Raw genomic sequence first — 25,325 nt, 5'->3', positions numbered from 1 at the left:
ATGAAAAAAATCGCTATCGTAGGTTCCGTCGGATTACCAGCCAAATATGGAGGATGGGAAACACTTGTCGACCACCTGACGGCGCACTTGTCCACTTCCTTCGATTTCACCGTGTATTGCTGTGCTGAAAAATACCCGGAGAAGCTGGCAACCTATAATGGCGCCAAACTGGTCTACATCAACCTCGATGCCAACGGCATGCAAAGCATCATCTATGACCTGTGGTCGATGTTGAAAGCCATCCGTTATGCCGATACGATCGTGGTCTTGGGCGTTTCCGGCTGCGTCTTCATGCCTGTGCTGAAGCTCATATCGCGCAAAAAATTTGTCATCAATATTGATGGCCTCGAGTGGCGCCGGGCCAAATGGAGCGGCTTTGCCAAATGGTTCCTGAAACTATCGGAATCGGCCGCCGTACGCTATGCCGACCAGGTCGTGACGGACAACAAAGCGATCCAGGACTATGTCAAAACGCAATATGGACGCGATAGCGCACTGATCGCCTATGGTGGCGACCATGCTGTACGTCCACAGCGGGATGATGCCATATTGGCAAAATATGAGCTCGATCGCGTGAAGTACGCATTTAAAGTATGCCGCATCGAGCCTGAAAACAATATCGACATGATCATCGAGGCATTCGCCAGCGCCCCCACGATGGATCTTGTCATCGTGGGCAACTGGGACAATAGCGAATATGGCAAGCAATTACGGCAAAAATATGCCGGAATTGCCCATTTGCATTTGCTCGACCCCATCTACGATCACACTATCCTGAATCAGCTACGCGCTGCCTGCCAAGTGTATGTCCACGGCCACAGCGCTGGCGGAACCAATCCTTCGCTGGTCGAAGCGATGAGCCTGGGCTTGCCGGTGCTTGCCTATGGCTGCATCTTCAACCGCGAAACCACCAACCAGCAGGCTTATTTTTTTGACACGTCTGCAGAATTAACTGAACTGCTGAACAGCCTGACCGAAGCCAAGTTGACGCTCTTGGGTCATCAGATGAAACAATTGGCGGATCAATTGTATACATGGAACAGAATTTCGAGCGGCTATGCAGACATCTTTTAACCCCCGCAGTTTTCTCGTGACGGGCGCCTCGGGCTTTGTCGGCCGGGCGCTGACACAGCATCTTGGCGTCCAGGCCGGGACGCGCGTGGTGTGCGCAGCCCGTAGCCACATCCCATGCACGGCGCCAAACATGACGTTCTTCCAGTGCGACGATGCGCTTGAAACACAGGAGTGGCACGCGGCGCTCGATGGTGTAGAGGTGGTCGTTCATCTTGCGGCCAGGGTTCACGTCATGCGCGACACGGCAGCGTCTCCTGCGGACGAATTTCGTCGTATCAACGTGCAAGGCAGCATCAATCTGGCCCGCCAAGCAGCGGATGCCGGCATCCGCAGATTCATCTTCATCAGTTCGTTAAAGGTGAATGGCGAGCAAACGCTTCCTGGTCGCCCGTTCCAGGCCAGTGATGCAGCGAATCCACAAGACCCCTACGGCACGTCCAAACACGAAGCCGAACAGGCCCTGCTGGCCATTGGTCGCGAAACGGGCATGGAAATCGTTATACTGCGTCCACCGCTGATCTACGGGCCTGGCGTACGCGCAAATTTTGAACGATTGATGCGTTTGGTACAGCGCGGTGTACCATTGCCACTCGGCGCCGTACACAATGTCCGCAGTATGGTTGCACTGGATAATTTTGTTGATTTGATTACGCTCAGCACATGGCATGCACAGGCACCGGGGAAAATATTCCTTGTATCAGATGACCACGATGTCAGCATTGCACAGTTACTGCGCATGTTGGCAAGCGGCATGAAAAAACATATTTGGCTGATACCCGTTCCTCCCTGCCTGCTTGTGGCGTTGGCGCGCCTGGCAGGAAAATCGATGGATGCGAGCCGCTTGCTTGACTCATTGCAAGTAGATATTAGCGAGACCAAACGCATGCTGAACTGGCAGCCCCCCCATGCAATGCAGGACGCCATCAACAAGACGGTGACTTCTTTTACTTCAAAACAATAAAAATACTCCAATGAAAAGATTATTTGATTTCGCCCTTTCTTCCGTAGTGCTGCTGGCCTTTGCCATCCCGATTCTCATCGTTGCCATACTTGTCAAGCTCACCTCCCCAGGGCCTGCCATTTACTGGTCGGACCGGGTCGGGGTGCGCAACAAGATTTTCCGCATGCCAAAGTTCCGTACGATGCGTATAGACACACCGGCCGTGGCAACGCACTTGCTCACGAATCCCGGGCAGTTCCTCACGCCGATAGGCTCCTTCCTGCGCAAGTCCAGCCTTGACGAGTTACCGCAATTGTGGAGCATCCTGCGCGGCGACATGAGCTTTGTCGGGCCCCGTCCCGCCCTGTTCAACCAGCAGGATTTGATCGCGCTGCGGACAGAATACGGCGTCGACCGCATACTGCCAGGCCTGACCGGCTGGGCGCAGATCAATGGCCGCGATGAATTGCCGATTCCGGAAAAGGTCAAACTCGATCTGGCCTATATGCAGCAGCAATCGTTCTTCTTCGACTTGAAAATTATCCTCCTGACGGCGCTCAAGGTAGTACGCCGCGATGGCGTCACGCATTGATGAGTTTTACATTGGAAACAGTATTGTTTTTGCGATATTCCAACGGTTTGCAGCAAAGCCAACGCTGCCCTTATCCTTTCTAAAGTAATTATTCGTCAAAATGAAACTAATTATTGATTTATCACGATTCAAGAAACAGCTCATTGCTGTTACTGCTGATTTGATATTCTTGCCATTGACCTTTTGTCTGGCGATTATTTTGCGCTACGATGTCGTTAACCTGAACTTGTTCCTCAGCTATTTCTGGATCATCGTTGCGGCCCCCATCGTCGCCATCCCCATCTTTATCAAAATTGGCCTGTACCGCGCCGTCATCCGCTTCATCGATCAGAAAATCGTGTATGTGGTCGTCTTCGGTGTCACGCTGTCGGTTGCTGTTTTACTGGCACTGGCGGGGCTATTGACGCATATGGCAGGAGTCTCACGCGGCGTATTCGGCATTTATTGGGTGAGTGCCTTGACCTACGTGGTGGCCAGCCGCTTTCTCGCACGGGGTGTGCTACTGCACCAGATGGGACGTCGCTATACGCGCGTCGCCATCTATGGCGCGGGCAAAGCGGGCGTGCAACTGGCCAGCGCCTTGCGCGCAGGCCGCGAGTACATGCCAGTGGCGTTCATCGACGATATGAAAGAATTGCGCGATGCAACTATTTCTGGCATTAAAGTCCATCCGTCCAATGCGCTGGCCGACGTGATCGAGAAATATGGGGTAAACGAGATACTGCTGGCCATGCCTGCCTTGAACAAAGGCGAACAGAAAAAAATCCTCAATAGCCTTGAACACCTGAAAGTCAAGATCAAGGTTACCCCGCCGGTGGAAAGCCTGGTCAGTGGCGAGTTACGCGTGCAAGATGTCCGCGACATCGAAATTGAAGATTTGCTGGGCCGTGACCAGGTATCGCCCGATCTGTCGCTGATATCCAGTTGCATTATCGGCAAATCCGTCATGGTCACGGGCGCTGGCGGCTCAATCGGTTCCGAACTGTGTCGCCAGATCATCCGATTGAAACCTGCCCGCCTCGTCTTGCTGGACATGTCCGAATTTGCCCTGTATTCCATCAAGCAGGAGTTAAAAGGCATCAATGAAGGATATGAGCTGGGCGTCGACATCCTGCCCTTCCTCGGCAGCGTGCTCGATACCGAAAAATGTCAGCGCATCTTGCAATCCTTCTCGGTGGAGACGCTGTATCATGCGGCAGCCTACAAACACGTGCCGTTGGTGGAGCATAACCCCGTAGAGGGGGTACGCAACAATGTCTTCGGCACGCTCAGCATTGCCAAGGCGGCAATGGCAGCCCATGTCAAATATTTTGTCCTGATTTCCACGGACAAGGCGGTACGGCCGACCAATGTGATGGGCACGACCAAGCGCCTCGCGGAACTGATTTTGCAGGCATTTACACGCGAACAGAGCCACACGCGCTTTTGCATGGTTCGTTTTGGCAATGTCCTGGGCTCGTCTGGTTCGGTCGTTCCCCTGTTCCGCCGACAGATCGAGGCCGGTGGTCCGATCACCCTGACACATCCGGAAATCACACGCTATTTCATGACCATTCCTGAGGCCGCCCAACTTGTGCTGCAAGCCGGCGCCATGGGCACGGGCGGCGATGTGTTCGTTCTTGACATGGGCGAGCCCGTGAAGATCATGGATCTGGCTGAACGCATGATCCATTTGAGTGGCCTGGAAGTGAAGAGCAAGTCGGCACCGGACGGTATTGAAATACAGCATGTAGGTCTGCGCCCCGGAGAAAAGCTCTATGAAGAGCTATTGATTGGGGGCAATGTGGAAGGTACCGAGCATCCCCTCATCATGCGGGCAGAGGAATCGGAAGTGCCTTGGCAAGATTTGAAAAAGATCTTGGAGGAAATGGATCTTGCATGCAATGACTTCAATTTCGAGGCGCTACGCAATCTGCTGCTGCGGGCAGTTCACGAATATGTACCGCAATGTGGTATCGAAGACCTGATCTGGTCGGAGCAGCGGCGTCGACAGGCTACCGCGGAAGATAAGTCGCCACCGCTCAAGGATAGTAATTTTTTGACATGATCCGAGCGACCGACTGAAGCCTGCCTCAAATAACAATGGGGCGGGGAATATATGGGTAACGAGACAAGAAAGCTAACAAATTGTAACAAATGCCTATTTTCACGTCTCCCATTATTCCCCTATAATATTTTGTGAAAAAATCTGCTCTCCGAAAAATGAAGCTCGCAATATAAGAACCAACATCGATTATTGTCCTTGGCACATTTTTTTCACTCAATAGCAATCAAATTGTTCCTCAAGAATAACCGTAGAGAACTCATGCCCCTCAGGTAATGCATACCGCGAAATCATATTCGCCCGGCATCCTCAGGCAGGACTGAGCGACATGGCAGACTAGCCCTTTGAAACATCCTCGCCACTTTTATCTTGAAAATGGCGAGCTGGAAAATTAAAAAAGAGAACTTATGGAAAAGCATGACGAATTGAATGAATCGGAAGTTTACGTTGAAGATGATGACTTCAATTTGACAAATTTCCTCACTATCTTATGGCAGTCGCGTGGCGTTATTCTGGCGGGAACCGCCTTGGTGGCGATACTCGGCACGTCCAGTGCCTTATTCCTTGGAAAATACCAAAGTGAAGGTTTTTTACAGTTCGGCGGCGCCATTCCCGAGAAAAAAATAGAGAAAGATGGAAAGGAAGTCAAAGAACAGGCGCCCGGTATCGCTTTGGCTGACTACAAGCGCTTTTCATCGCCATTAAACACCAGCGAACGCTTTAATGAATTTGTCAGGCAAAACAATATAGAGAATGACCCTACTGTCATCGCGTTGAGCCAGACATTTGCCGCCCGCGGGGGGATTGCCAAGGTGATCGAACCGATCTTTCCGTTCACCAAGCTTGATGCCAAAGAATTGATGAGCAGCACCAAGGATGCTGACAACAATGTCATCGCCGTTTCCATCAACTACGCGGCCAAGACACCGGAAAGCGCGCAACAAGCAGTGAGCTTGCTTGGCCGATATACAGTCGACACCATTGTCTACATGATTTATACGGATATTTTGCGCTTTAAAAATTCCGAAATTTCCGCTGCCATTACCAAGCTGGATAATAAAATCATTGAAAACAAGGAAAAAATCGACTCGTATCAGCGCAAAGGCGTCAGGCTCAAGCAAATCGTGACGCGCTATCCGGACGCTGCCAGCCAGGCTTCCCGCCAGCTTGTATCAATCACCGAAGATACGGCGCGCTACCTGTCGCCGCTCAGCCAGCTGATGACCAGCGAAGTCGAGATTACTGAAGCGAATGAAGCCATCTACAAGGCAAAGCGGGAACAAAAGCAGTATATGATACTCGCAGAGTATTATGATCGCGCGAAAGCATTGGCCGAGAGCACAAAATCTGGCGAAGCTATTCTGCGCGGACTGGAACCAATCAAGAAAACCGTCTTTAGCGGCAAGGATATGGAAGACGAAACGATCAAGGAAGTCTATAACAAGATCAGTGTCGATAATAGTTCCGCCATTAGTCTCTATCTGGAAAAAACACGCTTTATTGCTGGCCCCAGCTTGCCCAAGAATCGGACAACCCGTACCTCAGTTGCCCTGCTAGGCAGCCTGCTGGCAGGCTTGAGCATCTCCATCTTGTTCGTGCTGGGGCGTCGTTGGTGGCAGAATAACCGTCAACAGCTGCAAGGCTGATTGCGATAGTACAACGCGCACGCCGGCGCCACCAACTGGTTCGACAGCCGTCAATATCCGGCGGCCACGACCATCTCAAGGCCGGCGGTAGCATCTCCGCCTCTTCATCATAAAAAAAACCCAAAAAGTGCGCATTGAACTTTTTGGGTTTCATTCATCAATTCAGGCACTGTTGCTACCCGAACGACCATGGGTAGCAGTCAGTCGCGACAGTCAGCTCTTCAACAAGCCACCCAGCAACGCCGCCACCTTCTGCTTCGGCTTGGCCGCGGCAGGCGCCATGCTGGCGGCAGCCGGGGCTGCTGCCTTGGCGGGCTCATACGGCTTCAGGAACCAGGGATCGGCCTTTTCGCGGCGGGCGCCGGGACCAAAGGCGGGACGCGCACCGCGCTCGGCGGAGCGGCTGTCGCGACTCTCGCCCACATGGCGGCTCTCGGGTGCGCGCGCAGGACGCGCCTCGCCGCCTTCGCTGCGGCGCGGCGGACGGCGCTCGCTGTCGCTGCTGCGGGCAGGAGCCGGATTGAAGCCCGTCAATTCACCGCGCTTGATGCTTTGCTTGATGAGTTTCTCGATATCGGCCAGCAAGCGCTCGTCCTTATCCGAGTAGATCGAAATGGCGTCGCCCGAAGCGCCGGCGCGGCCCGTGCGGCCGATACGGTGCACATAGTCTTCCGCGTTGTACGGCAAGTCGAAGTTGATGACGCAAGGCAAGTCGGAAATATCCAGGCCGCGCGCCGCCACGTCGGTGGCCACCAGCACATCGATCTCGCCCTTCTTGAACGCTTCCAGCGCCGCCATGCGTTCCTGCTGGCTCTTGTCGCCATGAATCGCCGTGGCGCTCATGCCTTCCTGTTCCAGCACGCGGGCCAGGCGCGAGGCGCCGATCTTGGTATTTGAGAAGACGATGACCTGCTTCAGGTCACGCTGGCGCAGCAGATGGGCGACCAGGGCATGCTTATCGCCTTCCGTCACCTTGTACACCACCTGCGTGACCTTGTCGGCCGTCTGGTTGCTGCGCGCCACTTCGATCGTCAGCGGATCGTTGAGGAACGTGGCAGCCAGCTTCTTGATTTCTGGCGAGAACGTGGCCGAGAACATCAGGTTCTGGCGCTGCTTCGGCAGCAAGTTGATGATGCGTTGCAAGTCCGGCAAGAAACCCATGTCCAGCATGCGGTCGGCTTCATCCATGACCAGCATCTGCACCTGGCTCAGACTGATGTTCTTTTGCTCGATATGGTCGAGCAAGCGGCCCGGCGTGGCGATGACGATTTCCACGCCACCGCGCAGGATGACGGTTTGCGGCTTCATGTCCATGCCGCCGAAGACGACGGTCGAACGCAGCGGCGTATGCTTGGCGTAGGCCTTGACGTTTTCGGCCACCTGCACCGCCAGTTCACGCGTCGGCGTCAGGATCAGCGCGCGCACCGGGTGGCGCGCCGGCGACATGCTGCTGCTGGCATGCGCCATCAGCAACTGGATGATCGGCAAAGAGAAACCCGCTGTCTTGCCGGTACCCGTCTGCGCGGCACCCATCACATCGCGGCCTTGCAGCACCACGGGGATCGCTTGTTCCTGGATCGGTGTCGGATGGGTGTAACCCTGGTCGGTCAGTGCGCGCTGGATTTCAGGCGCGAGGCCAAAGTCGGCAAAAGTCAGGCTGGGAGCAGCGGATGCGGCAGGTGCTGGTGCAGGCGCAGCGGCGGCGGGCGCCGCTTCAGGGGCAATCGCCGGGCTGGGCGTAGGAGTCGATTCGGTTTCAGACATAAATTTTCTGGTGTGCCTCCGCACTGCGGAAGCCATGCTTTCTCAATAAACAACATTTCGGGGCACAGGCAGCTCCGTCTTGCAAGCCATGGATCATTGTTCTTGCGGCACCTCCGTGCTCCGGGACATGCTGTAGGGCGTATGCGGGAGCGTCGAAGAGATGTGCTGCGATGGCGGCGGAGATCGCGCCGGCGGAACATCGCGCGCAGAAGATACAATATCAGTGCTGTAAACGATACCCTAATTCACCGCAACTGTACACGGAAACCGTGATTTTTGAGCAAAAAGCGTTCCAGCAAAGGCCCGCCGGGATGCCGTATGATGGCAACTTCGATGCCAGCTCCGATGCATCTTCCGCCGCCCCCTGCCCTCACCATGCCCACCCCGCCTCTGCCCCACGATCCGCCACCGCAAGCGCCCAGCAAACCGGGCAATGACGAGTGCTGCCACAGCGGCTGCACCTTTTGCATTCTGGAAATGTACCAGGAAGACCTGGCCGCCTACGAAGAGGCCCTGAGGGCGTGGCAACAGCGCCAGCAAGCCGCGGCAGCCCCAGCCCCTCAGGGCGTCAGGAAAGCGCGCAAGCGCGCTTAATTTATTACTTAATTAAAAGCTTTCCCACTCATCCACCGGCGCAGCACGTCGCGCCGTGCTGGCCAGTTGACGCGGCGCCGCTGCCGGTTCCACGGCTGCCGGCGCCTTGACGGCGGCGGGCGGGCGCGGCCCGGTTGCAAATGTGCTGGCCGCGTCGAGCTTGAAGATGCTGACCACGGCGCTCAGGCTGGCGGCCTGCTCCTGCATCGATTCGGCCGCTGCCGCCGCCTCTTCCACCAGGGCCGCATTTTGCTGCGTCACCTGGTCCATCTGGGCAATGGCCTGGTTCACCTGCTCGATACCGGCGCTCTGTTCGCTGCTGGCGGCCGTGATCTCGCTCATGATGTCCGTCACGCGGGTGATGCTGGCAACGATGTCATCCATCGTGCGGCCCGCCTGGTCCACCAGTTTCGATCCCGCCTCGACTTTCTCGACCGAATCGCCGATCAGGACCTTGATATCCTTGGCCGCGGCGGCCGAGCGTTGCGCCAGGTTGCGCACTTCCGTGGCGACGACGGCAAAGCCGCGCCCCTGTTCGCCCGCGCGCGCCGCCTCTACGGCCGCGTTCAGGGCCAGGATATTGGTTTGGAAAGCAATGCCGTCGATGACGGCGATGATGTCGACGATCTTGCGCGATGAAGCATTGATCGACGCCATCGTGCCCACCACTTCGCCGACCACCTTGCCGCCCTCGATGGCGATGCTCGACGAGGTCAGCGCCATGGTGTTGGCCTGGCGCGCATTGTCCGCATTCTGCTTCACGGTCGACGTCAGCTCTTCCATCGACGAGGCTGTTTCTTCCAGCGAACTGGCCTGCTCTTCCGTACGCGACGACAAATCCTGGTTGCCGGCAGCAATCTGGCTCGACGCCGTGGCGATGGTATCGGTGCCGCTGCGTACCTGGCCCACCAGCGTCTGCAGGCTGGCATTCATGTCTTTCAGGGCCTGCATCAATTGCCCCGTTTCGTCTTGCGATTGCACAACGATGTGCGCCGTCAAATCGCCGGCCGCCACCTGGCGCGCCACGCCGACGGCCGCGATCAGCGGACGCGCCACGCTGCGCGCCACCCACAGCGCCAGCAGCATGCCGATGACGACGATGCCCACCAGCAAGCCGATCAGGCTGGCGCGCGAGGCCGCATAGGTTGCGTCGGCGCTGGCGCTCGAGCGCACGCCGCCATCCGTATTGATCGACACCAGTTTATCGAGGACCGTCATCATGTCCGTCATGACTTGGGCAGACGGCCCCACGGCCAGCGCGCGCGCCTCTTCCTTTTTCATCTCGCGCGACAGGCTCAGCATGGTTGCATGCAGGCGCATGAATTCATCGTTGAGCGCCAGGAAGCGCTCGAACACTTCCTTCTCGCCCGATTCCGAAATCAGGCTGCGGTACTTGTCGCCGTCCACCTTCAGCTTGGCCTGCGTTTCCGTCATGCGCGTTTCATTCTGCGCCATGTCGGCATCCTGTGCGGCCAGCATGTGCGCCAGTTCCCAGCGGCGGAAATCGCTGACGTCGCTGCGCATGGACATGGCCGCCAGCACGCTGGGCATCCAATTATCAGACAGATCCGTCGACGCGGTATTGATGCGCGCCATGGAAAAGATCGCCGATACGCCCAGCGCGGCCGTCAACAACAGCACGGCGCCAAACGACAAGATCAGCTTGGTGGCAATTTTCAAATCAAAAAACCATTTCATGCGTTGCTTTCCTTCATAAACGGGTAAACGGGACAAGACCGCGGGACAAGACAGCCGCGCGCTGGCAAAGGCACGGCGCGCGCAGTAAGGGCAGGCTGCGGGAAAAGGAGCAGTGGTGGAGAGCAAGTGCAGCAACTCATACCGGCACAAACCAAATTTCCGCAGTGCAACATTTTATCACCGTCGCACCAGACGCAGAGTGGTTTGATCGCGGCATGCGGCCAAAGTTCGCGGATAGCGTGGCGTATTTTTGCCCAAGTGCTGCTGTTTCCACAGGGAAAAATGCAGGAACAGGCGTAGGAGTCGGATGACACGAGGCAATGTTCCTAGCCTACATAAGCGCGTCGGCTCATCCGATGCCCGTCCGCAGCCCCCGGTTCTATAGTGGATACAAGATTCAGCACAACGCTAGCAAGCCAGAAAAGCAGCGCCATCCAACAAAATCAGAAGACGAGGCCCTACCATGTACAAAGCTTATAGCAACCTGACACCAGCAACGAATACCCACGCCGCCGTCCAGCACAACTGGCAAGCCGCTCCCGCCACGCCCATGATCAGCATCACGGGCGCGCAACAGAACGAATTGCTGCGCGCCTTGTCGCGCGCCGATCTGGAGCGCCTGTTTTGCCAACTGGAACTGGTCGCCCTGCCTGCCGGCAAGCACCTGTTCGATTGCGGCGGCAAGATTGAATACACGTATTTTCCCACCAACGCCATCGTTTCCCTGCTGTATGTGATGGAAGACGGCGCCACCACCGAGATCGCCGTCATCGGCCGCGAAGGCGTGGCCGGTGTGGTGCTGTACGAAGCCGAGCGCGCCACCTGCACGGCCATCGTGCAAACGGCCGGCTACGGTTACCGCCTGAAAACGGCCTTCCTGCGTGAAGTGTTCAATGAAGGCGGCGCGCTGGCGCAATTGCTGATGCGCTATACCAGCGCCATGTTTGCGCAAATGGCACAGAACGTGGTGGGCGGCCGTCATTGCAGCATCGAGCAAAAGCTGTGCCGCTGGCTGCTAGACCGCCTCGACCGTTCGCTGTCGAACGAGCTGAAGGTGACGCAAGACACCATGGCCAACATGCTGGGCGTGCGCCGCGAAAGCGTCACCGTCACGGCCCGCAAGCTGCAGGACGAAGGTTTGATCCAGTATCGCCGCGGCACGGTCGAAGTGCTCGACCGCGAAGGCCTGGAAGCGGCCGCTGGCAATTGCTACAAGGCAGCCCGCGCCGGTTTCGAACAATTCCGCAGCGGCATCAGCGCACACAATTAAGCACGACGCTGGCCAGCGGGCAGGCAAGCGGGTATCGTAGATACTCCTGACTACCCCGGAGACTGGCCATGAAACTGATCGGCATGCTCGACTCGCCCTATGTGCGCAGGGTCGCCATCTGTTTGCAACTGCAGGGAATTTCCTACGAGCACTTGCCGCTATCTGTGTTCCGCAACATGGATGCCGTGCGCGAGATCAACCCCGTCATCAAGGTACCGACCCTGGTACTGGACGACGGGCAAGTGCTGATGGATTCCACCTTGATCCTGCAATATCTGTCGCTGCTGCGTCCGGACACCGCCATCCCCGCCCTGGCCGACAGCGTGCGCGCGCTGCGCCTGACGGGCCTTGCCCTGGCCGCCTATGAAAAAGCCGTGCAGATCGTCTACGAACGCAAGCTGCGTCCGCTCGACAAGCAACACGCGCCGTGGCTGGAACGGGTCAGCATGCAACTGCATGCCGCCTGGAACGCGCTGGAACAGGAATGCGCGCACCTGCCCCTGCCTGGCGAGACGGGCAGTATCGACCAAGCGGGCGTGACCATCGCCGTCGGCTGGAGTTTCGCCCAGCTGGAAACGCCCGATATCGTCAAACCCAGCGATTACCCGGCCATCAACGCCTACACGCGCTCGGCGGAAACCCTGCCCGCCTTCCTGGCCACGCCGCCAGTCTGACGCGCCGGGGACTATTTGCCTGCGCCGCCCGGCCCGGGTACAGCGGCGGCCGGATCGAAGTGCCACCAGAGCGGCCTGACATCGTCAAACGCGTGATAGTCGGGCGCAAAGGCCGCCCGGGCAGGATCATCAAAACTGCCCACCAGCAAGGCCACCGTCGGCGCATCGTCGATGGCGCCGACGGAACTGCCGCACGCGGCGCAAAATGCCCGGCTGGAATATTCGGAAGAACGGTATGTTGCCGGTGCACCGGCCGTCCCCGTCCAGCGCACTTGATCGCGCGCAAACTCCACCCACGCCACCGTCGGCGCGCCCGTATGCTGCTGGCAATTGCGGCAGGAACAGCTGTGCGGATTGCTGCCCTGGCCTGTCACTTCAAAGCGCACCGCGCCACACAGACAGCCGCCTGTTTGCACCACATTCTCCATCGTTTCTCCTCGTTTGCACCGTTGCGTGCCCTGCCTGCAGATACCTACCCGGTACAATATTGCCATAAACCCACCCTGGCGCAGCCCAAAGTGCGTGCCGCCGGCACTATGAAAGAATAAATGGAAGACATCAATTGCGAAGGCTTGCCGCACATCCGCGTACTGGCAGGCGAAAACACCAGCGGTCCCGTCTATGAAACCCTGCCGGCGCGCCAGATCGACGAGCACGTCTACGAACTGCTGGCCTCGCCCGGCCTGACCCTGAACCTGGCGCGCGGCGACATCGTCAACATCGCCGACCCGCTCTCCCCCGCCGAAGTCTTAAAGCGCGGCGGCAACTTCTGCATCCATATCTACGACGCCGACGACGTGTCGCAAGAGGCAGTGGACCAGCTCGAACGCGACGTGCAAAGCCAGCTGGGCGGCACCCTGGATGGCCAGTACAAGGGCAACCTCACCTTCAGCGTGCCGGGACACCACGGCATCTACAACGTCAACGGTCCCTTTGACGCCTTCCGCGAAGCGACGGGCGTGGAATGGTACTTCGCCAATATCTACGTCAACCTCGATGACGACGATGATGAAACCTTGCTCAACTGGTGGGTGGATATGTAAGCATGCCCGTGCGCCAGGCAGGGCCATGACACATGTCAATGTTCTGTATTGCTCTGGCACACATCAAGCTGCTTGCCCGCGCCTTGCATACGCTCTCTCTATCGTCAACCACAGAGAGCAACGATATGCCCTACATTGCGCGCGCCGACTATGCGAAGCAAAAAGAAATCGTGGGAAATGGCGAGTGCGTCACGCTGGCAAGGCGCCTCACCGGCGCCCGTGCCTCTTCGCGTTGGCGCGAAGGTGACAAAGTGCCGGACCTGCTGGAACACGGCGGCATCGCGAAAGGCACGCTGATTGCCACCTTCGTCAATGGCCGCTATCAGAATCTGCGGCAGGGCAATCATGCGGCGCTGTTCATCCGCCAGGTACCTGGCGGCATAGAAATTTTCGACCAGTGGCGTCACCACAAGCCCGGCGCCCGCGTGATCTACTTTGGGCGTTCGGCGGCCGGGGCATCGAATCGTCCCGAACTCTATTCGGTAGTGGAATGAAGCTGCTCGCACTGTTGGCATTGACCATCGCTGCCGCGGCGATGCGGCCAGCTGCCGCAGTCCCCCTTTCTTGCCCGCAAGCACCTCCCTCAAGCTGGAACCTGCCGGACAGCAAACTCGATGGCGTACGCGTGCTGTCCTATCCGTCGGATCAGCCGCCAGCAGCTGGCGAAGCCTTGCCTATCCTGGCCCCGGACAAGGAATGGACACGCAACGGCACCTTGCATCAACGCTGGGACATCAATTTTGATGCGCCCGAGTATCTGTTTCAGGTGGACTGCCTGTATGCGGGTACCGAACGCTACCTGCGCATGGCATTGCCAGGCGTCAAACAGTGCGTCGTAGCCATTGCACAGCGAACGAAAATGGTCAGGTTTCAGTGCAATTAGACAACGCACCTGGCATTCAGCGCAGTGGATACCGCTACCGAATGGACGCATGAATCTATCGTTCCCGTTAAATGGACTGCGGCCCGTCCTCGCCACCCGCCAGCGCCCCATGCGGCCGGCACCAGACGAACTTGCCTGTCACTGGCTGGTACAGCAAGGGACTTTCATCGGCAATGGCCAGCAAGCAAGGCCAGCATGCGGCAAGCGCGGCGGGTGTCAGCGCATAGGCGCGCGCCCGGCTGGCCATGAACAAGACGGGTGCCGCCACGGCAGCGTGAAAGTGGGAAGCGAGAAACGCGGCCACGCGTCCCGATTGCGCCGGGCGCTCGCTGGAAACGGCGTCAAACTCGGCCAGCCAGTCCGGCCCCGATACCGTTGGCTGCAGGCGGTGTCCATCGCGCAACTGCATCGGGTGCGTTTCATCGGGCTGGGCCGACACATGGCGCGTCCACAACTGCGCCGCGGCGTGGGGCGTCAGCGCTTGTACTTGCGCCCGCATCTGTGCGGGGATGGAGAAATCGGCATCGAAAAACGGCCAGTCCGCTTCAGGTTGCAGCGGCCGGCCAGCATCGTCGCCCAAGTCCCCTACGATTGACATATCTCAAGGTAGCGGCCCAGCACCTTGTCCATGCCCTGCTCGATGCACTCGACCACCAGCGCGTGGCCGATCGACACTTCCAGGATGCCGGGAATGTCCAGGAAGCGCGCCAGGTTGTGCAAATCCAGGTCATGCCCGGCATTCACGCCCAGGCCCAGCGCCTGCGCCCGCCGCGCCGCCTGCAGATAGGTATCGAATACGGTATCGCCGTGCTCGCTGCCATGGCTTTCGGCAAACCGCTCCGTGTACAGCTCGACCCGCGCCGCGCCCACTTCGCGCGCCCATTCCAGCGCCGGGTAGTCGGCATCGACAAACAGGCTGACGCGGATGCCCAGGTCATTCAATTCCGCAATGACGGGCCGCAGCAGCGCTGCGTGCTGTTCGATGTCCCAGCCGTGATCGGACGTCAATTGCCCCGGCATGTCCGGCACCAGGGTGCATTGCGCCGGGCGCGCGCTTTTCACTATTTCCAGAAATTCCGCCGTCGGATACCCCTCCACATTCAGCTCGCGCCCCCGCTCCGCGCACAGGCGCTGCAACGGGGCAACATCGTCGTAGCGGGCATGGCGCTGGTCAGGGCGCGGATGCAAGGTGATGCCGGCGGCGCCCAGGTCGAGAAAGCGCGCGGAAAATGCGAGCAGGTCCGGGAAGTTGCGGCCGCGCGAATTGCGCAGCAAGGCGATTTTATTGACGTTGACGGAGAGCTGGGTCATGTGCGGGTATGGAATGAGGGTAACAGGTGTGGCAGCGATTGTAGCGGATCGCCCGCGCAGGGCACGACCAACCGAACTCAGCGCTACGTGCTACGATGCAAGATAGATTTCCACGCTTTCAACAACACGCCATGAAATACAAATTATTCCTGTTTGACCTGGACGATACCCTGCTCGACTTCCGGGCGTCCGAAAAACGCTCGTTCCTGCACACCATGCACGAACTGGGCTTGCGCGACGGCATCGACGGCTTGTTTTCCCAATACCAGGCGATCAACGTCGACCTGTGGAAACGTTTCGAAACGGGTGACGTGAGCAAGGATTTCCTGAAGGTGGAGCGCTTCCGCAAGACGTTTGCACTGAACGGCATCGCCATCGACCCGGAACTGGCCAGCCGGCTGTATCTGGATTCCCTGCCGGACACGGTCGTGCTCATCGATGGCGCCAAACAAGTGTGCGAAACCCTGTCGCGCATCGGCGAAGTGGGCATCATCACCAACGGCGTCGAGTCCATCCAGAACCGCCGCATCGCCGCATCCGGCCTGGGCGACTACATTTCCTTCGTCGCCACCTCGGAAGCGTGCGGCCACGCCAAGCCGGATGTGCGCTTCTTCGAATACGCGGCCAACATGGCGCGCGCATGCAGCAAGCACACTACCATCATCATCGGCGACCGGCTCGACGCCGACATCCTGGGCGCCAACCGCTACGGCATCGACAGTTGCTGGTTCAACCCGGACAGCATGGCCAATACCTCGGCCGCCATCCCTACCTGTGAAGTGGCCAGCCTGCAAGACATCGTGCCGGCGCTGGACGTGATGCAGATCAACTTGAAACAGGCTTGATCTTCAACAAAGGCTGCACCTGAAATACGCCGGCAGCGGCACGAAAACACGCCTCTGTTCGCGTACCATCAGTACTCGTCCATCCTGATGCCAGCCCATGCCTTCCTATACCGTCCTGCTCGTCATCGCGGCCTTGCTCCTGCTCTTTGCCATGCTGGCCGTGCGCGGAAACGCGAAGTCCCGTGCGCCGCTGCGGCTGCACAGAAAACCCGTCATGACGGCGCGCGAGCAGCAGATGTACCACCTGCTGCAAACGGCCTTGCCGGAATGCACGGTGCTGGCGCAAGTGGCGTTTTCCGCGCTGGTGACAGCGAAGGGATGGGCGAACAGAAACCGTTTCGACCGCAAGGTGGCCGATTTTGTCCTGTGCAGCCAGCAACTGAACGTCATCGCCGTGATCGAGCTCGACGACAGCAGCCACAACGGCCGCGAACGCCAGGACAGGGAGCGCGACGCCATGCTCAGGCTGGCCGGCTATGTGACCTTGCGCTATGCCAACTTCCCCACGCAGCAGGCGCTGCGCGCCGATGTCGAGCAACTGCTGCTGAAAAAAGCCGGCGTCGTATCGGCCTGATGACACCATCCAAACATCAATCGCGCGTCAGCACTTCCAGCAATTCGATCTCGAAGACCAAATTGGAGTTTGGCGGAATCAAGCCCACCTGCCGCTCGCCATACGCCAGCGCCGCCGGCACCCACAGCTTGCGCTTGCCGCCCACCTGCATGCCGTGCAAACCCAGAATCCAGCCCTGGATCACCTTGTTATTGCTCAACACGCAGCGAAAAGGTTCACCCCGCTTGTGCGACGAGTCAAACTCCGTGCCATCTTCCAGCCAGCCCCGGTAGTGGGCCGTGATCAGCGCACCGCGCGCCGCCGCCTTGCCATCGCCCACCACGATATCGTCCATCTTCACTTCAGCCGTCATCTCATTTCACCCTTGATAAATCACAATGCCGCGATTGTACGACAGCAAAAGAAAAGCCCCGGTAGTTGCCCGCCGGGGCTTGATCTATTGCGGCAAATTCGGGTAGGCCTCGCGTGAGTCGAACACGGCACCAACGGATTGTGAGACACATCATCTATAGCCTTTATCACTATATATATATAACTCAAAAAATATTTAAGATATTCGAAAAAATAAATTTTATATCTCAAATAAAACTTAAAAAATAATTATAACCATTATTTAACAACAACATCCTTCAATTGTGGAACAGATAATTTCTCAAACAGCTCAATCAACTCATGCATCTTCGTGCTTGGATCAAAACTACCATCCGCATTGGAATGCTCAAGAACTTTTCTTGCATAACGTTTTGCATCATCCAACTTCGGAAACAAATCCATAAATAGGTTACCTTCAGATGACTTATCATAACCTGGCATAACCCCCTTTAATTCTGCAACCATTTGATCTCCAGGGGATTTCCCAGGCAAAGCATTGAATGTTTTCCTGCTGTATCCATAATGCAAAAAATACCAATACTCTATGCATGGATGAGAAGAAATAACTTTAATATTTTCTACTGTGCGAGCTAGATTTATTGCTTCATTATAATTCAAATGAGTATCACGATCGATTGCACAAAATATACTATCATAATTATTTTTTTGATTTATTGCCTCAAAAACAATTCCCTTTGGATCAGTTTTTCCACAATGAGCAACTTTAATTGAAACATGAACCTTGAAATATCGCGTTGCATCCTCTATATAACGCCGCCCTGATTTTGAATCTTCGCAAATAATCAATATCTTAGGCTGAGTTTTTATCGATGACCCTTTCCTAGAAAAGGACGCAACACTTTTTATCTTTTGCGCCATATTCAACCTTTACGTATATTTGGCAAAGAACGATATCGGCCTTCAAAATAACGCTTCTCAACGTCTTCACTCTCACGTCCTTCAAACTCATAAACAGAACGAAGCTGAGTAGCACCATTCATATCTCGCTCCGTCAACCATATTTGATCGCGTCGAAGCAATTTCGTATCCATCAAATGAGTGTCATGCGTTGTAAAAATCAACTGGGTATTTTTTGTTCGTTTCAAAAATCTCTCAATCAGATTTGCAACTATTTCCGGATGCAAACTACTATCTAATTCATCAATTCCCATAACTGAAAAGAAGCTATCACCACTTTCTATAATCCCCCATGGTAAGAAGAAACCGAATAAATTCTTCGTCCCTTCAGATTGCTCATCATAATCAAAATCGGCCTCCCCCAACGCTGTTCTATGCGTAAACGTCGTAGTAGAAGTCAGGTTATTTTTATTCTTTGAATCCTTCTCTGAATATAGTAACGACAACATATTTTTGACGGCTACTTTAGAGGAATCCTCAGTACGGATAGCGGTCACAGGAACATCTATTTCCTGTAAAAAATTTGCAACTTCTTGCGCAAAAATCGGATTTTCTTTTACCAGATTTTTACACGACATCGCTAATTCTTCCATTTTATTTACAACAACAAATAGTCCTCTTCTTAACCAGTCAAGCGGGAATGACAACTGATTTATTTCCTCACTACTATTTGCAACCGCTTGAGCCAAAAACAAAGTAGTAGGATTTGTCAAGCGCGTCCAAACTTTATGCAACTCGCTTCCACCTTCCAATTGATCTGAAAAGCTATATACCTCACCATATTCTTCACTATATTGGCGCTCATATAAAGTAACAGCCTCGCCACCAGGAAAAGATACTAAACGTTCTTCTAAAATACGACTAGCAGTCGCTGACAAGTTGAATTGATAGCGAAGTTTATTATTTACAAAATGATACTCAAATGAACTAGGAGCACTAACCAATTTCTTGTCAAATCTAAAAGGCTTAACTGGCACGTAGTCAGCTGGGGACATCCCCGTCATAGTACGGATTATGTCTAAGGCTTTAAGAAGATTGCTCTTTCCAGAGGCATTAGGACCATAGATAGCAGCAACTTTAAGCAGATCAGGTAGCTTCTCACCCACCACATCTGGGGTAAATACGTTGTCGCGCCTGTGCAAACGAGGAGCAGCAACCATGGAGAATGTTTGCTTCTCCCGAAAAGAACGGAAGTTACTGACTGAGAATTCGATCAACATGGAGAAGTCTCACTAAGAGTAAATTTGACCTATCGATTATGAACGAATTTTAGATGATCTGCAGTTTTTCTACAGCTCTATTGACCTAACACATACCTCATACCGCCCTATACTTAGCAAAGTTGGGAGTCGAGACACATTCTCGGCCACGTGATCTGCAGAAAAATGGCCATACGCCCTCAGCATCCGACTACTTTGCCCCCAAGCTTTTGAGTCGCCATGAGTTAGCTAGAGTTTGGCGAACCATAAAACAACAGCCCGCCGCAATCAGATCATAGGCAATGAGCAGTGGCAGGGTCAGGTCCGCCATTCAGACACAAGCCCAACCATAGCCACGTTAAATAACGATAATGGCCTGTAGCGTACGTAATTGCAAATACAAGGTCAAACGGCAGGCAAAACGCAACGCCTCTTATGCGCGCCGTATCGTTATAAAGATGAAGTTGGTGGCAAAACCGACTAGCTTTGCCCGAATCACAAAACCATGAGGTGATTGTCTCGCGCATAAAAAAGGCCCCGGCAGTCACCCGCCGGGGCTTTTTCTATTGCTGCAAATTCTGGTGGGCCTCCCGTGAGTCGAACACGGCACCAACGGATTATGAGTCCGCTGCTCTAACCAAGCATGAGCTAGAGGCCCGGGGGACTGCGGCGTGGCGGCGCTGTTGATACCCGCCTCGCGCGGCCGTTTTGGAAACGGACACGCGAGGATAGGGGTATCAGGGGCGCACGTCAAGCCCTATTGGCTTCTAGTTGCCTTCCAAGAAGCTTTTCAGCTTGTCGGAGCGCGATGGGTGGCGCAGCTTGCGCAGCGCTTTGGCTTCGATCTGGCGGATGCGCTCGCGCGTCACGTCAAATTGCTTGCCCACTTCTTCCAGCGTGTGGTCGGTGGACATCTCGATGCCGAAACGCATGCGCAGCACTTTCGCTTCGCGCGGCGTCAGGGAATCGAGCACGTCCTTGACCACGCCCCGCATGGACGCGTGCAGGGCCGCATCGGCCGGCGCCAGGGTGTTGTTGTCCTCGATGAAGTCGCCCAGGTGGGAATCGTCGTCGTCGCCGATCGGCGTTTCCATCGAGATCGGTTCCTTGGCGATTTTCATGATCTTGCGGATCTTGTCCTCGGGCATTTCCATCTTGATCGCCAGGGTGGCCGGATCGGGTTCCGCACCCGTTTCCTGCAGAATCTGGCGGGAAATCCGGTTCATCTTGTTGATCGTCTCGATCATGTGCACGGGAATACGGATCGTGCGCGCCTGGTCGGCGATCGAGCGCGTGATGGCCTGGCGAATCCACCAGGTCGCATACGTGGAGAACTTGTAGCCGCGGCGGTACTCGAACTTGTCGACGGCCTTCATCAGGCCGATATTGCCTTCCTGGATCAGATCGAGGAATTGCAGGCCGCGGTTCGTGTATTTCTTGGCGATCGAAATGACCAGGCGCAAGTTGGCCTCCGTCATTTCGCGCTTGGCCTTGCGCGCCTTCATTTCACCGGCCGCCATCTGGCGGTTGATATTGCGCAAGTCCGGCAGCGGCAAGACGACGCGCGCTTGCAGGTCGATCAGGCGCTGCTGCAGTTCCTTGACTGTCGGAATGTTGCGGCCCAGGATGGCGCTGTACGCATGTCCTGCGTTGACTTCGCCATCGACCCAGTCGAGGTTGGTTTCATTGCCAGGGAAGACCTTGATGAAGTGGGCGCGCGGCATGCCGCAGCGGTTCACGGCCACGTCGAGGATTTGCTTCTCGATATGGCGCACTTCGTCGACCTGGCCGCGCAGGGTGTCGCACAGCTTTTCCACCACCTTGGCCGTGAAGCGGATGCCCAGCAATTCTTGCGAAATGGCTTCCTGCGCCTTGGCGTACGGCTTCGAGTTGTAGCCTTCTTTTTCGAAGGCGCGGCGCATCTTGTCGAACTGCTGAGAAATGACGGCGAATTTTTCCAGCGCCGTGCGTTTCAGGGTTTCCAGCTGTTCCGCGGAGAAACCGGCGGCGCCCGACGCGCTCGCTTCTTCTTCCTCTTCTTCTTCCTCTTCTTCCGCTTCGCCTTCTTCCTCGTCCTCTTCGACGGGGGCGGCGACGACAGGAGCGGCGGCGACCGGCTCGTTTTCATCGACGAGACCGTCGACGATTTCGTCGATCTTGATCTCTTCGTTGGCGATGCGGTCGGCGGCGGCGATGATTTCGGCGATCGTCACGGGACAGGCGGAAATGGCCTGGATCATGTCTTTCAAGCCATCTTCGATGCGTTTGGCGATCTCGATCTCGCCTTCGCGCGTCAGCAGCTCGACCGAGCCCATTTCGCGCATATACATGCGCACGGGGTCGGTGGTGCGGCCGAAGTCGGAATCGACGGTCGACAATGCGGCCTCGGCCGCAGCTTCCGCCTCGTCATCGCTGGTGACGACGGCAACGTTATCGGACAGCAACAACGTTTCCGCATCGGGCGCGTGCTCGTAGACGGCGATGCCCATGTCATTGAAGGTACCGATGATGCCTTCGATGGCTTCCGGATCGACGATGTTTTCAGGCAAGTGATCGTTGATTTCCGCGTACGTCAGGAAACCGCGTTCCTTGCCGAACTTGATCAGGGTCTTGAGTTTCTGGCGCCGGCGCTCGAGTTCTTCCTCGCTCGCTTCCGTATCGGACGAGAACGCGTCCTTCAGCAGCGCGCGCTCTTTCGCCTTGCGGTCCTTGGCCTTGGCCTTGTCGACGGCCTTCAGTTCGGCCCGCTCGACGGCGTTCAGGGCGGCGACTTCATCATTTTCTGGCTGGAATTCTTTTGGCTTGCGGCCGCGGCGGCCTGGCACTTTTACCGACGGCAAGACATAACCGGACGTATCGATGGCTGCCAGGGTGGCAGCGTCGGTGGTCTGGCTGACCACGGGCGCGCTGGTAACGCGCGCTTCTGGCCGGTCGAGCGCCTTTTCGGCTTTCGTGGTAACTTTAGTGGGCTTTGCAGCCGCTTTGGATTCGGGTTTCTTGATTGGCACAGGCGCTTTCGATTACACAACGACTTGCTTTACGGTGGATTAGGATAAAGTTTGCTGCCAGTTCCCTGTCTACCTGCGGGAACCACCATCTTCGAACCTGCCGACTACGCAAATTCGACACTGTTACGTTACTTACACCTCATCGGCCACGATCCGCGGGAAGCGCAGCAATTCCTGTCCACCGGCTGTTGCCAGCCGCCTCGGCAAAAATTCCTGCATCGACCGCGTTGGGAGCGAGAGCCTGGCGCGGCTTGCCAGCGTCTGCGAGCCTTGCCCGCAACGCCGAAAACGCCAGTTGGCCCTGGCTGCCGACACGATCCACCGCGCCGATCAAGAGCCTAACTTACTGAAAACAAATACTATTTACGAAACAGAACTAGCTTGCCAAAGCACACAATACTTAGCATTTAATTATAGCACGCGAAAAATGTTTTTCCAGTGCGCGCCATACCCTCAAGGCAAGGTTAGCGATTCACCAACTCGGCATCGCGCTCGCGCTCCAGCGCCCCCTGCTCCTGCATGATTTCGCGGTAGCGTACACCAATTTTCTCGGATGGCAAACCCGACGCAAACAATTGCTGCAATTCCGCCTTCAAGGCATTCAATTTGATCTCGCGGATGGTGCTCACCAGCCACGACAATTCGCTGTCGTAATCGGATTCCGTACCGGCCGCGATCTCGCCGATGATCTCGTCATACTCGCTGCCCAGCTCCTTCAACTGCTGCGCCAGCGCGGCAAAACTGCCGTGCTCGCCCAGAGCCTGGCCCACGGCCACCAGTTGCCCCAGGCTGTGCGCCGCGTCCGGCCCCAGGTGCTGGAAGGCGGCCAGGGCGGCTTCGTCGATGCGCATCGTCAGCGGCGGATGCGCCACCAGCATGCGCATGATCTTCAATTCCAGGCCGACAGGCACGGGGCGGCCCGATTTCGGCGGCGCGCGGTGCGCCACGGCAACGGGTTTCGCCAGCTCGAACAGGGCTTCGATCTCGGCCGGCGTGGACTGCGTCAGCTGCGCCAGTCCCCGTACGATCTGCAGGCGCAGGGACGACGGCGCCATCAGCTGCAGCAATGGCTTGGCGTCGAACTGCACGCGAGCGCGCCCTTCCGGTTCCGACAGATCATGCTCGCCCGACACTTCTTTCAGCAAAAATTGCGACAGCGGCATGGCTTCATGCACTTGCTGCTCGAAGCCCTCAGCGCCGAATTCGCGGATATAGCTGTCCGGATCGTGTTCCGACGGCAAGAACAGGAATTTGATGGTTTTATTGTCCGACACGTGGGCCAGGCTCGCTTCCAGCGCGCGGCGGGCAGCGCGGCGGCCGGCCTTGTCGCCGTCGAAGCTGAAAATCACGTTATCCGTCTGGCGCAGCAGTTTTTGCACGTGGGTGGGCGTGCACGCCGTGCCCAGGGTCGCCACGGCTTGCGGGAAACCCATTTGCGCCAAGGCAACGACGTCCATATAGCCTTCCGTCACCAGCACATAGCCGGCGTCACGGATGGCCTGGCGCGCCTCGAACAGCCCATATAGTTCGAAACCCTTGGAAAACAAGGGGGTTTCCGGCGAGTTCAGGTATTTCGGTTCGCCATGGTCGAGCACGCGGCCGCCAAAGGCGATGACCTGGCCCTTGGTATTGCGGATCGGAAACATGATGCGTTCGCGGAAACGGTCGTAACGCTTGCGATTGTTGCCCTCTTCATCGACCTTGTCGATCACCAGGCCCGCTTCGGCCAGGGCCACCACGTCGTAGTCGGGGAAGACGGAACGCAGATTGTCCCAGCCGCCGGGCGCGAAACCCATGCCGAAGCGAGCGGCCACTTCGCCCGTCAAGCCCCGGTTTTTGAGGTAGGCGATGGCTTCCGGCGCGTGGCGCAATTGTCCGCGGTAATAATCGCAGGCCTGCGTCATGGCGTCGGACAGGGCCAGGCTCTGCGCCTGGATCTGCGCGCGCTGGGCTGGCGGAATTTTATCGTCCGCTTCCGGCACGACCATGCCCACGTTCTGCGCCAGGTCCTTGACGGCGTCGACAAAGCCCATGCCCGAGTACTCGATCAGGAAGCCGATCGAGGTGCCATGCGCACCACAGCCGAAGCAGTGATAGAACTGCTTGGTGGGGCTGACGGTAAAGCTGGGCGATTTTTCACTGTGGAACGGGCACAAGCCCATGAAATTGGCGCCACCTTTTTTCAGTTGCACATAGCGCCCCACGACGTCGACGATATCGACGCGGTTGAGCAAATCGGAAATGAAGGATTGAGGTATCACTGGCTAGGGCGGGTCTTGTTATAGGTCAGACTATACTACCGCACGCGGCCTGAGGTTGAGCCAGGTCAACGTGTGGGCTGTTAACAGGCTGCCAGCGCGACGGCTGGCAGCCCTTGCTACTATTGTATGCTTACGCTGCCGGCGTCAAGGCTTTCTTGACCAGGGCGGACACCACCGTCATGTCGGCGCGGCCAGCCAGCTTCGGCTTGACGATGGCCATGACCTTGCCCATGTCTTGCGGACCGGCGGCGCCCGAGGCGGCCACGGCGGCAGCCACTTCAGCCGCCACTTCTTCTTCCGACAGGCCCGCAGGCATGTAGCCGATCAGGTGCACCAGCTCGGCTTTTTCAATGTCGGCCAGGTCGGCACGGCCACCGGCTTCGAACTGGGTGATCGAATCCTTGCGCTGCTTGATCATCTTTTCCACGATGGCCGTCACGTGGGCATCCGTCAATTCGATGCGCTCGTCGACTTCCTTGCGCTTGATTTCCGCCAGCAGCAGGCGAATCGTGCCCAGCTTGCCCGCTTCCTTGGCGCGCATGGCGTTTTTCATGTCTTCGGTAATTTGTTCTTTCAAGCTCATGGCAATCCTCGTGTTGGTAAGTAGGGCTCGAT

Annotated in this window: 24 protein-coding genes and 1 tRNA gene; 13 read left to right on the top strand and 12 right to left on the bottom strand. The window is 56.8% G+C overall.

Going from position 1 to position 25,325, the window contains the following annotated elements:
- The 5 genes from VPH40_RS22420 (at position 1) to VPH40_RS22400 (ending at position 6,296) form a co-directional block, all read left to right on the top strand.
- Positions 1 to 1,074, top strand: a complete 1,074-nt coding sequence (locus tag VPH40_RS22420; RefSeq protein WP_099666663.1) for a DUF1972 domain-containing protein — start codon at positions 1 to 3, stop codon at positions 1,072 to 1,074.
- Entirely contained in the window at positions 1,058 to 2,035 is a 978-nt protein-coding gene (locus tag VPH40_RS22415) for a UDP-glucose 4-epimerase family protein (protein WP_328574553.1), read from the top strand. Before VPH40_RS22420 ends, VPH40_RS22415 begins: the two co-directional genes overlap by 17 nt.
- Positions 2,036 to 2,045: 10 nt before the next feature.
- Positions 2,046 to 2,606 (top strand): sugar transferase, encoded by a 561-nt coding sequence (locus VPH40_RS22410; protein WP_305053064.1) that lies wholly within the window; start codon positions 2,046 to 2,048, stop codon positions 2,604 to 2,606.
- Between the two features lie 100 nt (positions 2,607 to 2,706).
- Positions 2,707 to 4,653, top strand: coding sequence for a polysaccharide biosynthesis protein (locus VPH40_RS22405; RefSeq protein WP_099666660.1), 1,947 nt, complete (start codon positions 2,707 to 2,709; stop codon positions 4,651 to 4,653).
- 404 nt (positions 4,654 to 5,057) lie between these two features.
- A complete protein-coding gene (locus VPH40_RS22400) occupies positions 5,058 to 6,296 on the top strand; it encodes a lipopolysaccharide biosynthesis protein (protein ID WP_251351718.1) in 1,239 nt (412 codons plus the stop codon).
- Between the two features lie 213 nt (positions 6,297 to 6,509).
- On the opposite strand, the gene VPH40_RS22395 is transcribed toward VPH40_RS22400, so the two are convergent.
- Entirely contained in the window at positions 6,510 to 8,060 is a 1,551-nt protein-coding gene (locus VPH40_RS22395; RefSeq protein ID WP_328574552.1) for a DEAD/DEAH box helicase, read from the bottom strand.
- A 375-nt stretch (positions 8,061 to 8,435) separates the two neighbouring features.
- On the opposite strand from VPH40_RS22395, the gene VPH40_RS22390 reads away from it, so the two are divergent.
- The gene (locus VPH40_RS22390) at positions 8,436 to 8,654 is read left to right on the top strand and encodes an oxidoreductase-like domain-containing protein (RefSeq protein WP_328574551.1); all 219 of its coding nucleotides are present in this window, start codon (positions 8,436 to 8,438) and stop codon (positions 8,652 to 8,654) included.
- A gap of 12 nt (positions 8,655 to 8,666) precedes the next feature.
- Here the strand turns inward: VPH40_RS22390 and VPH40_RS22385 are convergent, their stop codons facing one another.
- Positions 8,667 to 10,352, bottom strand: coding sequence for a methyl-accepting chemotaxis protein (locus VPH40_RS22385; RefSeq protein ID WP_328574550.1), 1,686 nt, complete (start codon positions 10,350 to 10,352; stop codon positions 8,667 to 8,669).
- A 550-nt stretch (positions 10,353 to 10,902) separates the two neighbouring features.
- Between VPH40_RS22385 and VPH40_RS22380 the strand changes: the two genes are divergently transcribed.
- Together VPH40_RS22380 and VPH40_RS22375 are read left to right on the top strand one after the other, a co-directional pair.
- A complete protein-coding gene (locus VPH40_RS22380; protein ID WP_035828139.1) occupies positions 10,903 to 11,622 on the top strand; it encodes a Crp/Fnr family transcriptional regulator in 720 nt (239 codons plus the stop codon).
- Positions 11,623 to 11,690: 68 nt separating this feature from the next.
- Complete coding sequence (locus VPH40_RS22375; RefSeq protein ID WP_328574549.1) at positions 11,691 to 12,296, top strand: glutathione S-transferase; 606 nt, start codon at positions 11,691 to 11,693, stop codon at positions 12,294 to 12,296.
- Positions 12,297 to 12,307: 11 nt separating this feature from the next.
- On the opposite strand, the gene VPH40_RS22370 is transcribed toward VPH40_RS22375, so the two are convergent.
- Positions 12,308 to 12,724 (bottom strand): GFA family protein, encoded by a 417-nt coding sequence (locus VPH40_RS22370; protein ID WP_328574548.1) that lies wholly within the window; start codon positions 12,722 to 12,724, stop codon positions 12,308 to 12,310.
- 120 nt (positions 12,725 to 12,844) lie between these two features.
- On the opposite strand from VPH40_RS22370, the gene VPH40_RS22365 reads away from it, so the two are divergent.
- From VPH40_RS22365 to VPH40_RS22355, 3 genes are read left to right on the top strand one after another with little or no spacing between them, the layout of a single operon-like run.
- Entirely contained in the window at positions 12,845 to 13,339 is a 495-nt protein-coding gene (locus VPH40_RS22365; RefSeq protein ID WP_328574547.1) for a DUF4265 domain-containing protein, read from the top strand.
- 32 nt (positions 13,340 to 13,371) lie between these two features.
- The gene (locus tag VPH40_RS22360; protein ID WP_328574546.1) at positions 13,372 to 13,833 is read left to right on the top strand and encodes a BPSL0067 family protein; all 462 of its coding nucleotides are present in this window, start codon (positions 13,372 to 13,374) and stop codon (positions 13,831 to 13,833) included.
- Complete coding sequence (locus VPH40_RS22355) at positions 13,830 to 14,222, top strand: STY0301 family protein (protein WP_328574545.1); 393 nt, start codon at positions 13,830 to 13,832, stop codon at positions 14,220 to 14,222. Before VPH40_RS22360 ends, VPH40_RS22355 begins: the two co-directional genes overlap by 4 nt.
- 67 nt (positions 14,223 to 14,289) lie before the next feature.
- Here the strand turns inward: VPH40_RS22355 and VPH40_RS22350 are convergent, their stop codons facing one another.
- Positions 14,290 to 14,820 (bottom strand): DUF2947 family protein, encoded by a 531-nt coding sequence (locus VPH40_RS22350; protein WP_305053071.1) that lies wholly within the window; start codon positions 14,818 to 14,820, stop codon positions 14,290 to 14,292.
- Complete coding sequence (locus tag VPH40_RS22345; RefSeq protein ID WP_328574544.1) at positions 14,808 to 15,533, bottom strand: pyridoxine 5'-phosphate synthase; 726 nt, start codon at positions 15,531 to 15,533, stop codon at positions 14,808 to 14,810. Before VPH40_RS22345 ends, VPH40_RS22350 begins: the two co-directional genes overlap by 13 nt.
- 131 nt (positions 15,534 to 15,664) lie before the next feature.
- On the opposite strand from VPH40_RS22345, the gene VPH40_RS22340 reads away from it, so the two are divergent.
- A complete protein-coding gene (locus VPH40_RS22340) occupies positions 15,665 to 16,378 on the top strand; it encodes a YjjG family noncanonical pyrimidine nucleotidase (protein WP_328574543.1) in 714 nt (237 codons plus the stop codon).
- A 97-nt stretch (positions 16,379 to 16,475) separates the two neighbouring features.
- Positions 16,476 to 16,952, top strand: a complete 477-nt coding sequence (locus VPH40_RS22335; RefSeq protein ID WP_328574542.1) for a DUF2726 domain-containing protein — start codon at positions 16,476 to 16,478, stop codon at positions 16,950 to 16,952.
- 16 nt (positions 16,953 to 16,968) lie between these two features.
- Here the strand turns inward: VPH40_RS22335 and VPH40_RS22330 are convergent, their stop codons facing one another.
- The 7 genes from VPH40_RS22330 to VPH40_RS22300 form a co-directional block, all read right to left on the bottom strand.
- The gene (locus VPH40_RS22330; RefSeq protein WP_099666646.1) at positions 16,969 to 17,304 is read right to left on the bottom strand and encodes an FKBP-type peptidyl-prolyl cis-trans isomerase; all 336 of its coding nucleotides are present in this window, start codon (positions 17,302 to 17,304) and stop codon (positions 16,969 to 16,971) included.
- Positions 17,305 to 17,561: 257 nt separating this feature from the next.
- Positions 17,562 to 18,203: an RloB family protein gene (locus VPH40_RS22325; RefSeq protein WP_328574541.1), complete on the bottom strand. Its 642-nt coding sequence runs from the start codon at positions 18,201 to 18,203 to the stop codon at positions 17,562 to 17,564.
- Positions 18,204 to 18,205: 2 nt separating this feature from the next.
- Positions 18,206 to 19,462, bottom strand: coding sequence for an AAA family ATPase (locus VPH40_RS22320; RefSeq protein ID WP_328574540.1), 1,257 nt, complete (start codon positions 19,460 to 19,462; stop codon positions 18,206 to 18,208).
- Positions 19,463 to 20,020: 558 nt separating this feature from the next.
- A tRNA-Ile gene (locus VPH40_RS22315) sits at positions 20,021 to 20,099 on the bottom strand.
- Between the two features lie 109 nt (positions 20,100 to 20,208).
- Positions 20,209 to 22,449 (bottom strand): RNA polymerase sigma factor RpoD, encoded by a 2,241-nt coding sequence (rpoD, locus tag VPH40_RS22310; protein ID WP_099666644.1) that lies wholly within the window; start codon positions 22,447 to 22,449, stop codon positions 20,209 to 20,211.
- 464 nt (positions 22,450 to 22,913) lie between these two features.
- Complete coding sequence (gene dnaG / locus VPH40_RS22305) at positions 22,914 to 24,710, bottom strand: DNA primase (protein ID WP_099666643.1); 1,797 nt, start codon at positions 24,708 to 24,710, stop codon at positions 22,914 to 22,916.
- A 130-nt stretch (positions 24,711 to 24,840) separates the two neighbouring features.
- Positions 24,841 to 25,293: a GatB/YqeY domain-containing protein gene (locus VPH40_RS22300; RefSeq protein ID WP_076567823.1), complete on the bottom strand. Its 453-nt coding sequence runs from the start codon at positions 25,291 to 25,293 to the stop codon at positions 24,841 to 24,843.
- Between the last annotated feature and the right edge of the window lie 32 nt (positions 25,294 to 25,325).

It is taken from the genome of Janthinobacterium sp. P210005 (assembly GCF_036231865.1).
In the GTDB taxonomy this organism is placed as follows: domain Bacteria; phylum Pseudomonadota; class Gammaproteobacteria; order Burkholderiales; family Burkholderiaceae_D; genus Janthinobacterium; species Janthinobacterium kumbetense.
This window is presented reverse-complemented; position numbering and strand designations above follow the sequence as displayed.